Consider the following 10,291-nt stretch of genomic DNA (forward strand, 5'->3'; position numbering starts at 1 on the left):
AGTCATTCAAACATCTCCATCAACGGGCGCTCGTAGCGCTCCTGCACCAGCTTGACCCAGTCGTCTTCGTTCTGGAGGTCGAGCACGTGCAGCTTCAAGCTGTGGTCGGGCGTCAGGTCCACCCAGACCGTGCCTGGGGTGTAGGTGACGATGCAGGCCAGCATGGCCAGACCGTGCGGATCGCGCATGGTCAGCGGGATCATGATGAAGCCGGGTGAAAAATCGTTCCGGCGCGGATTCAGGATCAGCTTGCCCACGGCGATGTTGGACTTGATGATGTCCGCCGTGACGTGCAGGAACAGCGGCACGGCCTTCCACAGGCGGCGCGGCCGCGCATGCAAAGGACGCAGGCGCGACGCCGCCCACGTGAACCACAGCGCCAGCGCCGCACCCAGGGCGATCTGGCCCGCGGACAGGCTTTCGTTCAGCACCAGCCACAGGACGAACAGGAAAACGGGCAGGAAAAGGAAGTAAAGGCGGCGCATCAGCTTCCTCCCTTGACGCCGCGCACGGTCTGCGCGGACATGACGGCGTCGATATAGGACTTGGGTTGATCCAGCGAGCGCGCGGCCTCGTCCAGATAGGCCGACACCGGCCCCGCCCCTGCCGCCAGGCCGACGCACAGCAACAGCAGCACGGCCACCGGCCCTGCTTCGATCACGCGCAGGCGCGGCGTGCTGCGGTCGTCGCTGGCCCAGAACACGCGGATGCCGGTGCGGCCCAGGCCGACCAGGCCCGCCAGGCCCGACACCAGCACGGCGGCCACCAGGATCCATGCGTCAAACGGCGGCGCGGATTCGGTGGCGGCCGACACCGCCGCCGACAGCAGCGAAAACTTGGCCACGAAGCCTGACAAGGGCGGCAAGCCCGTCACCAGCAGCGCGCAGCAGATGAACGCCAGGCCCAGGAACGCCATCGCCGCCGGTATCGCCACGCCGACCACGTCGTCGGAACGGTTCACCGACGCAGGGTCGTCCAGGTCGAAGGCGTCCAGCGTCACCGCCAGCACGTTGGCGCCGAAGCTGCGCGTGCGCTCGATCAGTTCAGCCAGCATGAAGAACGCGCCCGTGGTCAGCACCGAGCTGATCAGGTAGAACAGCGCGGGGCCGGTCAGGGTGACGCCGGGCATGCCCAGCGCCGTCAGCAGCGTGCCGGCCGACACGATGACGCAATAGCCCACCATCTTCTCCAGCTGCTGGGTCGCCAGCAGGCCCAGCGCGCCGAACAGCAGCGTGGCCAGGCCCGCCGCGAACATCCAGTCCAGGCTGAACGCCGCTGGCGCGCCCGACGGCAGCAGCAACGATCCGATGCGCAACAGCGCGTAGATGCCGACCTTGGTCATGATCGAGAACATGGCCGCGATCGGCGCACCGGCCGAGCCGTAGCCCTTCACCAGCCAGAAGTTCAGCGGCCAGGCGCCCGCCTTCACCAGGAAGGCCACCCCCAGGATGGCAGCGCCGGCTTCGAACAGCATGCGTTCGGCGCCCGTCAGGTTGCCGGCGCGCAGGGCCAGGTCCGCCATGTTCAGCGTGCCGGTCACGCCATAGATCAGCGCGATGCTGATCAGCAGCAGGAACGAAGCCACCAGGTTCACGGCGATGTATTGCAGTCCCGCGCTGACCCGCGCAACGCCCGAGCCGTGCAGCAGCAGGCCATAGGATGCCGCCAGCAGCACTTCGAAGAAAACGAACAGGTTGAAAAGGTCGCCCGTCAGGAAGGCGCCGTTCAAGCCCATCAGCAGGAACTGGAATAGCGAATGGAAATGCACGCCGGCGCGGTCCCAGCGGGCCAGCGCATAGATCAGCGTGGCCAGGCCCAGCACGGCGGTCAGCGTCAGCATGACGGCGGCCAGGCGGTCCACCACCAGCACGATGCCGAACGGCGCGGGCCAATCGCCCACCAGGTAGACGCCTACGCCATCGGGCCAGACGCCGGGCACGCCGCCGCCGGCCACGGCCAGGAGCGCAATCGCCGCGGCCAGCTGGGCCAAGGTGGCGACCACCGAGATCGCCCCCCGCGTATAGCGGCTGGTATCGGCCAACAAGAGCATCGCCGCGCCTGCAAGCAGCGGCGTGATGATGGGCAGTACAGGAAGGTGTTGAAGCCAGAAACTCAAGATTGGGACTCCCGTCCATCAACGTGGTCGGTACCCGTGAGGCCGCGCGAGGCCAGCAACACAACCAGGAACAGCGCAGTCGTGGCGAAGCCGATCACGATGGCCGTCAGCACCAGCGCCTGCGGCAGCGGGTCGGCGTACCAGGAAGGGTCATGCGCCATGGCGGGGTCCACGACCGGCGGACGGCCCGAGGTGAGCCGGCCCATGCCGAAGATGAAGAGGTTCACCGCATACGACACCAGCGACAGCCCCATGATGAACTGGAAGGTGCGCGGCCGCAGCAGCAGCCAGACCCCCGAGCCCGCCAATACGCCGATCGCGACGGCATAGATCAATTCCATCAGGCTTCCCCTGTTTGTGTGGCGGCCGCCTGGATTTCGGCGGCGGCCTTGCGTTGCGCGCGCAGCGATTGGTGGGCCAGCGCCACCAGCACCAGCACGGTGGAGCCCACGACCAGCATGTACACGCCCAGGTCGAACAGCAGCACGCTGGACAGGTGCACGTGGCCGATGAGCGGCAGCGCGACATCCCAGGCCAGCGCGGCCAGGAACGGCTTGTACGCCACCCACGCGGTCACCGCCGCGATGCCGGCGGCCAGCAGGCCGATCCCGATCCAGTTCTGCGGGTTGAGCCGGCTGCGCGACTCCACCCAGTACACGCCGCCCACCATGTATTGCAGGATGACGGCGGTGGCGAAGATCAGTCCGCCGACAAAGCCGCCGCCTGGCTGGTTGTGGCCACGCAGCAGGAAGTACACCGAAATCAGCGCAGCGGTGGGCAGCAAGAGGCGCACCAGCACCGTCGGCACCATCATCGAGCCTTCGGGCACCAGCGACTTGATGTCGGGCGCGGCCGGCACGCCGCCGTCCTGTTCCTTCTGTTGGCGCGGCAGGTCGGCGCTTTCGGCGGCCGGACGGAAGCGGCGCAGCAACGCGTAGACCGTCAGCGCCACGATGCCCAGCACCGTGATCTCGCCGAAGGTGTCGAAGCCGCGGAAGTCCACCAGGATCACGTTCACCACGTTGGTGCCGCCGCCGTCGGGCAGCGCGCGATCCACGAAATAGGAAGAGATCGTCTCGCCTTGCGGACGCACCAGCACCGCGTAGGCCAGCGCCGCCATGCCGGTGCCGGCGGCCGTGGCCATCAGCAGGTCGCGCAAACGGCGGCCCCGGGCGCGCAACGTGGCCTTGAGCGTTTCCTCGTCGTCCTTCTCGATCCGGCGGGGCAGCCAGCGCAAGCCCAGAAGCAGCAGCACCACGGTGACCACTTCAACGGACAACTGGGTCAGCGCCAGGTCGGGCGCGGAAAACCACACGAAGGTCAGGCAGGTGATCAGGCCGGCGCCGCCGGCCAGCGCCAGCGATGCCAGGCGGTGGTATTTGGCCTGATAGGCAGCACCCAGCGCGCAAGCCCCGCCCACCAGCCACAACAGCGCGAAAGCGGGGTCGACCGGCGTCATGCGGCCCGTGCCTTCCAGCCATCCGCCGCCGCGCAAGGGCAGCCAGGCCACGAACAAAGTGCCCAGCACGATCAGCAGCATCTGCACCTGCAGGCGCGACGACGCCACCCAGCGCAGCAGCCAGGCCGCCGCCACGCTGGAGCCATCAAGCAACGTTTCGAAGGTGCGGCGGCCGTCCAGGCGGTAGATGAACGGCACGCGGCCCGGGTTGGCGCGCTGGTGGGCGCGCAACGCCAGGTACAGGAGTACACCGGACGCCGTGGCGACCAGGCTCATCACCAGCGGCAGGTTCACGCCGTGCCAGACGGCCAGGCTGTATTCGGGCATGTTCTCGCCCAGGATGCTCTGCGCCGCGGTCGCCAGGAACGGGCCGACCGTCAGGGCGGGCAACACGCCCACCAGCAGGCACATGAACACCAGCAGCGCGCTGGGGAACAGCATCCAGCGCGGCGGCTCATGCGGCGCGCGCGGCAGGTCGGTGGCCGGGGGGCCGAAGAACACCTGCAGGATGAAGCGCAGCGAATAGGCCACGCTGAACGCCCCGGCGATGGTGGCCATCAGCGGCAGGCCGATCTGGGTGAAGCTGTCGCCGCTGATGAAAGTGGTCTCGGCGAAGAACATTTCCTTGGACAGGAAACCGTTGAGCAGCGGCACGCCCGCCATGGACGCCGCCGCCACCATCGCCAGGGTGGCGGTGATGGGCATGGCCTTGTACAGGCCGGACAGGCGGCTCAGGTCGCGCGTGCCGGTTTCGTGGTCCACGACCCCGGCGGCCATGAACAGCGACGCCTTGAAGGTGGCGTGGTTGATCATGTGGAAGATGGCGGCCACCAGCGCAAGCTCGCTATTGAGCCCCAGCAAGAGTGTGATCAGGCCCAGGTGGCTGATGGTGGAATACGCCAGCACGCCCTTCATGTCCTGCTGGAAGATGGCGGCATAGGCCCCCAATACCAGCGTGATTAGCCCTGCCCCGCCGATGATCCAGAACCATTCGTCGGTGCCCGACAGCACCGGCCAGAAGCGGGCCAGCAGGAATACCCCGGCCTTCACCATGGTGGCCGAGTGCAGGTAGGCGGACACCGGCGTGGGCGCCGCCATGGCGTTGGGCAGCCAGAAATGGAACGGGAATTGCGCGCTTTTGGTCAATGCGCCAAGCGCCACCAGCACCAGCACGGCCGGATACCAGGGGTCGGCGCGCACCAGGTCGCCCGAGGCCAGCACGCGGTCCATGTCGTAGCTGCCGACGATATGGCCCAGGATCAGCACGCCCGCCAGCAGGCAGAGGCCGCCCCCGCCCGTCACCGTCAGCGCCATGCGGGCACCGCGCCGGGCGTCCAGGCGGTGATGCCAATACGCGATCAGCATGAACGACGCCAGGCTGGTCATTTCCCAGAACATCACCAGCTGGATCAGGTTGCCGGAGAGGACCACGCCCAGCATGGCGGCCATGAAGGCCTGGAAAAACGAGAAAAAGCGCGGGACCGGATCTTCCGGCGACATGTAATAGCGGGCGTACAGGACCACCAGTGCGCCCATACCCGAGACGATCAGGGCGAACAGCCACGCGTAGCCGTCCATGCGCAAGGTGAACTGCAGGCCCAGGGCGGGCGCCCACGGCATGTCGAACCGGATCACGCCGCCGTTGGCGACGTCCGGGTAAAGGCTGGCAATCAGAACCACACAGGCCAGGGCGATCAAGCCGGCCAACCACGCCTCGGCATTACGGGCGTTCGAAGGCAACAGCGCGGCGCACAGGCTGCCGGCAAACGGCAGAGCGAGGATCAGGATCAGCGACATGGCGTTCCGAGAATGTCCGGGCCCCCTCCCGCCGGCACGTGGCAGCGAGAGACGAAACAGACCGGGGATTGAAAAACGGACGGAACCCTGGCCCGGTGCGTCGCTGCACTACACGTTGCCCCGCGGGGACATCAACCAACGCCCCATTGAACGGCGCAGACAGAAACAAACGCAATAGCTTTCTTGCAAGACCGGCCAAGAATCTCATCCGAAAAATATCAGATTCTTGTAAGTTATGCAGAGATTTATGCGTGAACCCGGCTAATGACAGCACGATGACTGCGCAATGATTGCGCAATGACAGGGTTTGAGAAATCGTTCATCTTGTTGTCAGGCTTGGCTTTTTCGGCGATCTGACGCGATTTCCACACAACTATCCGTCACTGAAAAAATATTTTTGCGTAAAGACAGGGAGAATCCTGAGTTGACCGTAGGGGGATTCCTGTGTGGAATTGCGCCCACGAAGCGTCGGCTACGCCAGCATCCCGGCAAAGCGCGCTTCACCGACGCCGGCCCAAGAAGCCGGTCGGCTCGGAACAACAAAATATGGAGAAGACTCTTGACCGTGCTGTCTCATGCCAAGGCCATCCTGGCCGCCGCCATCGCAGGCGTCTGCTTTAGTTCCGGCGCCCACGCCGCAGATCCGTACCCCAATAAGCCCATCCGCCTGATCGTCCCCTTTGCCGCCGGCGGCACGACCGACATCGTCGCCCGTATCGTCGCCGAAGGCCTGGGCCGTGAACTGGGCCAGGCCGTCGTGGTGGAAAACCGCGGCGGTGGCGGCGGCTCGATCGGCGCCGACGCGTTGGTCCGTTCCGCGCCTGACGGCTACACGCTGGGCGTGGCCACCGTCAGCACCATGGCCACGAATCCGGCCACCAACCCGAAGAACCCCTACAACCCGATCAAAGACTTCACGCCGATCACCAACTTGGTGAACGTGCCGAACGTGCTTACGGTCAACCCGGCCGTGCCCGCCAAGTCGCTGGCGGAATTCATCACCCTGCTCAAGGCCAATCCCGGCAAGTACAGCTATGCCTCGTCCGGCGCGGGCGGCATCGGCCACCTGGACGGCGAATTGTTCAAGTCGCTGACCCAGACCGACATGGTCCATGTGCCCTACCGCGGTTCGGGCCCGGCCCTGAACGACGTGATCGCCGGCCAGGTGAACGCCCAGTTCGACAACCTGCCCTCGTCCATGCCCCACATCCAGGCCGGCAAGCTGCGCGCCCTGGCCGTGGCCGCCCCCAAGCGCCTGCCCGCCCTGCCGGACGTCCCCACCTTCAAGGAAGGCGGCCTGCCCGAAATGGACAACATGGCCTGGTACGGGCTGGTCGCACCCGCCGGCACGCCGCAAGCCGTGGTTGACCGCATCCACGACGCCGCCGTCAAGGCGCTGAAAGACCCGAAGATCGTCCAGCGCCTGGCCGACGGCGGGTCGCTGGTGGACGGCAATACGCCCGCCGAGTATGCCGCACAGATCAAGCGTGAACTGGAACTGCGCCAGCGCATCGCCAAGGAACGCAACATCGTCTCGACGAACTGATCCCGCCTGACGGAAAGGCTGCTGCTTCATTCGAAGCCAGCCTTTCCCACTTGACTCCGGACGCGCGGGTGTTAGCATCTGCCCCCGTGCGATCCGATTTTTCTCCCATCCCCCCCGCTGCCTGCGTCCTTTGCGCCCTGCGCTCGACTTTGTTGAGCTCGCAGGAAGTCGCCGCGCGTTCCGCTTACGCGCGCTCCAAGCCCGGCTAATCGCCCGGCTCCCTCCGCTTTCCCCCTTCCTATTCCGGCCTGTCGCCGGTGGCCCTGCACATCCGTGCGCGTTGCCGCCTGCCACGCGCCGGCGGACGCCCTGCCGCGTGGCCGGGCGCCCGCGCCTGAATCTTCGCCGCCCGCCCCCACCGCTGGCGGCCGGCCACGCACAGATCTCCCCTTTCAGCGCCATGCAACTTACCAAGAAATTCGTCAAAGCCAAGAATCCCTGCGCGGGCGGCTACAAATGGTTCATCCGCGACCACAACGGACAGGGGGATTACCAGGCCGTGCTTGATGCGCTGGTGGCCGACGGCCGCGTCAGCGACGCCTGCTGGCTGCTGGACCAGTTCGGTCCCACCGACGCCGTGCTGAAGCTGGATGCCGTGGACGCCAACGCGATCGTCTTCGCGGGCACGCTGGAAGTGCGCATGGGCATCAACGTGGACAGCGTGGTGCGCGCCGGCCGCAGCATCATCACCGGCGGCGGCATCCGCGCGGGCGAAACCATCATGGCGGGGGAAAACATCACTGCGGCGGCCAACATCGCCAGCGGCGGCAATCTGCGCGCGGGCGGAGACATTGCGGCGGACTGGGGCATCGAAACCGCCACCAGCCTGGACTGCGGCGGCAACGTGCGCGCCAAATGGGACATCTGCGCCGGCCAGGACCTGGCCGTGACGGGCCACCTGCATGCCGGCCAGGACGTGCAGACGCAAGGCGCCATCAAGTGCGGCCAGGGCATCAAGACCGGCGGCGACGTGCGCGCAGACAAGGAAATCAATGCGGCCTGCGGCATCCAGGCCGGGGGTTCCATCCAGTGCGGCGAACACCTGGCGTCCGGGTGGGGCCTGATCGCCGGCGGCGACATCCGCGCCGAAGGCTCGATCCGCGCGGGTGAAGGCGTGCAGGCCGAAGGCGTGATCCAGGCCGGCGACGGCCATGGCGTCTATGCCGGGCTGAGCGTCCGGCTGGACGCCTGGTCCGTCTGCGCCCGCGTCTCGGCCCAGACGCGCCCTGCCCAGCTTGTCAGCGGCCATTGGGTGGGGCAGGACGCGGCGCAAGGCGGAGACTCGGCGCCGGCCGCTACGCGGTCGTCTTGGCCGACGGCCGCTTATCCGGCGCTGGCTTGACCGCCGCCGGATTGCGCAGCACCAGCATCAGGCCCAGCAGGATCGCCCCCATGCCGGCCAGGCTCAGCGCAGACAGGCGGTTGCCCAGGATCAGGTAATCCAGCGCCGCCGTGCCGGCCGGCACCAGATAGAACAGACTGGTGACGTTGACGAGGTTGCCGGCCTGGATCATGCGGTAAAAGAGCAGCGTCGCGCCCACGGATATCACGAGCCCCATCCAGATCAGCGGCACGACAAACCCGACGGTCCAGTCCACCCGGATCGGTTGGAACGGCACGAACAGCAGGCATAGCGCCAGACTGACCGTGTATTGCAACGGCATCACGTCCATGGGCGCCTGCTTCACGCGCTTTTGCAGGATGGCGCCCGCGGTCATGCTGGCCAGCGCGGCAAAGGCGAACGCCATACCCGCCACTGAAAAGCGCGCCATGCCGATGCTTTGGTACACCACCATCACGAGACCGCACAGCGCCAGGAACAGCCCCGCCAGCCGCGCCGGCGAATAGCGGCGTTCCATCACCGCCAGGGTCAGGATGGGCTGCGCGCCCAGCAACGTGGCCAACACGCCCGGCGTGATGCCATGGTCCAACGCCAGCAAATAGCAGATGGAATAGCTGCCAATCAACAGCAGCCCGGTCAGCGCCACGGTCTTGCGCGTACCGCGCTCCGGCAAGCAGCGCTTGCGCCACAGGCATATCGCCCCCAGCACCGCCAAGGCAAGGATGAAGCGCCACAACAGGAAGCCGAACGCGGAGGCGTGCGACAGCCCCCATTTGGCGAAGATCGCGCCGCCGCTCCACAGCAGCACGAACAAGGTGGTGGAGCCGTAAGCGGTCCACGTGGATCGATCGAAAGACATGAGGTTTCACCTGTCAGGGTAAGAACAGGCTCCAGCCCTGCGCCGGGTTGCCGCGACTATCGGCAAACCGGCACGGATCAGCGGCGCTTGGGGCGCGCGATACGCGTCAACCCATCATGCGCACTGACAACGGACAAGGACTGGAGTGGAGAGTTTGGCGGTCAGCCGAACACAACCGCCAAGGGCGGATGCACGCCCGAGACCACGCCGGCAGGCGGCGAGGCGGGCGGAGAGACGACCGCAGAAACGATCGCAAATACGACAGGAGAAACGACGGGAGAAATTGCGGCAGGCGCCGCAGGGATCAGACCGGCATGCGCAGACCACGCGCGCGCGCCGCGGCCGGCTGCAGAAGCAGCGGCGGCGAAATCGGCGTAGGGCGTGAAGTCAGGCATGGGCGTAGCCTATCCGTTCACCCCTTACGCCGTCAAGCCGCTCAGGAAGCGCCGATGCGGCGCTGTTCGACCCCCATGTCCCGCCACGCCTCGCCGTGGCACGTGAACATCAGGATCTGGTGGCGCGTGGCCGCATCGAACAGCGCACGCTTCATGAAGTCGCGCCGCGCATCGTCGGTGTGGACCAGGGCGTCGTCCAGCACCAGCAAGGTGGGCCGCCCGGCTTCGCGCAGCAGGTCGGCATAGGCGAACCGGGCCAGGATGCCCAGTTGCTCGCGCGTGCCGAAACTCAGCGCCTCCAGCAGGTCTTCACCCTCGCCGCGACGCAACGCAGTCGGCAAGAGCGCATCGTCCAGCCGCAGCGCGGCCTCGGGGAATAGCAAGGCCAGGTAGTGGTTCAACCGCCGCGCCAACGGCGCCTGCAGCCGCTGCGTGGCGGCCGCGCGCTTGTCGGTCAGCAGGGTCAGCAGCAGCTCCAGCGCGGCAGCGCGGCGCGCGAATTCATCGCGACGGCGCGCCAGGCGTTCACACGCGGCAGCCGATTCGGACAGGCGTTCGCCCAAGCCCTGCGCGCCCGCCTGGTCCAGCTTGCCCTGCAGTTGCAGGATCTCGCCGTGGCGCTTGTGCTGCGCATCGCGTTCGATGGCGGCGGATTTCTCGTAGCGTTGGACGTCTTGCTCGAGCAGGTCGGGACGATGCTCCGCCAGTGCCGCCTGCGCCTCGCGCACGCGGCGGTCCAGTTCATCGTGGCCGCTGCGCACTTCGGCCAGCCGGCCC

The 10,291-nt window shown here is 67.0% G+C and carries 9 protein-coding genes; 2 read left to right on the plus strand and 7 right to left on the minus strand.

Annotation, left to right across the window (positions count from 1 at the left end; genetic code table 11):
- Nucleotides 1-2: 2 nt before the first annotated feature.
- The 4 genes from AC27VE_RS05275 to AC27VE_RS05290 are packed head-to-tail and all read right to left on the minus strand — an operon-like array spanning nt 3 to nt 5,372.
- Nucleotides 3-485: a Na+/H+ antiporter subunit E gene (locus tag AC27VE_RS05275; RefSeq protein ID WP_006222314.1), complete on the minus strand. Its 483-nt coding sequence runs from the start codon at nt 483-485 to the stop codon at nt 3-5.
- Nucleotides 485-2,116 (minus strand): monovalent cation/H+ antiporter subunit D, encoded by a 1,632-nt coding sequence (locus AC27VE_RS05280; protein ID WP_088587267.1) that lies wholly within the window; start codon nt 2,114-2,116, stop codon nt 485-487. Before AC27VE_RS05280 ends, AC27VE_RS05275 begins: the two co-directional genes overlap by 1 nt.
- Nucleotides 2,113-2,457 carry a Na+/H+ antiporter subunit C gene (locus tag AC27VE_RS05285; RefSeq protein ID WP_006227452.1) on the minus strand — a complete coding sequence of 115 codons (345 nt, stop codon included), beginning with the start codon at nt 2,455-2,457 and terminating at the stop codon, nt 2,113-2,115. Before AC27VE_RS05285 ends, AC27VE_RS05280 begins: the two co-directional genes overlap by 4 nt.
- Nucleotides 2,457-5,372 (minus strand): monovalent cation/H+ antiporter subunit A, encoded by a 2,916-nt coding sequence (locus AC27VE_RS05290; RefSeq protein ID WP_488703212.1) that lies wholly within the window; start codon nt 5,370-5,372, stop codon nt 2,457-2,459. Before AC27VE_RS05290 ends, AC27VE_RS05285 begins: the two co-directional genes overlap by 1 nt.
- A gap of 559 nt (nt 5,373-5,931) precedes the next feature.
- Here AC27VE_RS05290 and AC27VE_RS05295 point away from each other — a divergent pair.
- Together AC27VE_RS05295 and AC27VE_RS05300 are read left to right on the plus strand one after the other, a co-directional pair.
- Nucleotides 5,932-6,918: a Bug family tripartite tricarboxylate transporter substrate binding protein gene (locus AC27VE_RS05295; protein ID WP_006227450.1), complete on the plus strand. Its 987-nt coding sequence runs from the start codon at nt 5,932-5,934 to the stop codon at nt 6,916-6,918.
- A 400-nt stretch (nt 6,919-7,318) separates the two neighbouring features.
- Nucleotides 7,319-8,260: a hypothetical protein gene (locus AC27VE_RS05300; RefSeq protein ID WP_488703213.1), complete on the plus strand. Its 942-nt coding sequence runs from the start codon at nt 7,319-7,321 to the stop codon at nt 8,258-8,260.
- Here AC27VE_RS05300 and AC27VE_RS05305 read toward each other — a convergent pair.
- The 3 genes from AC27VE_RS05305 to AC27VE_RS05315 form a co-directional block, all read right to left on the minus strand.
- The gene (locus tag AC27VE_RS05305; RefSeq protein WP_488703214.1) at nt 8,214-9,119 is read right to left on the minus strand and encodes a DMT family transporter; all 906 of its coding nucleotides are present in this window, start codon (nt 9,117-9,119) and stop codon (nt 8,214-8,216) included. The two genes, AC27VE_RS05300 and AC27VE_RS05305, sit on opposite strands and share 47 nt — an antisense overlap.
- 161 nt (nt 9,120-9,280) lie before the next feature.
- Nucleotides 9,281-9,514 (minus strand): hypothetical protein, encoded by a 234-nt coding sequence (locus tag AC27VE_RS05310; protein ID WP_006227447.1) that lies wholly within the window; start codon nt 9,512-9,514, stop codon nt 9,281-9,283.
- Nucleotides 9,515-9,555: 41 nt separating this feature from the next.
- The coding region (locus tag AC27VE_RS05315) for an ATP-binding protein (RefSeq protein WP_488703215.1) at nt 9,556-10,291 on the minus strand (736 nt) is incomplete at its 5' end.

Source organism: Achromobacter sp. 18P8.1.1 (assembly GCF_057799415.1).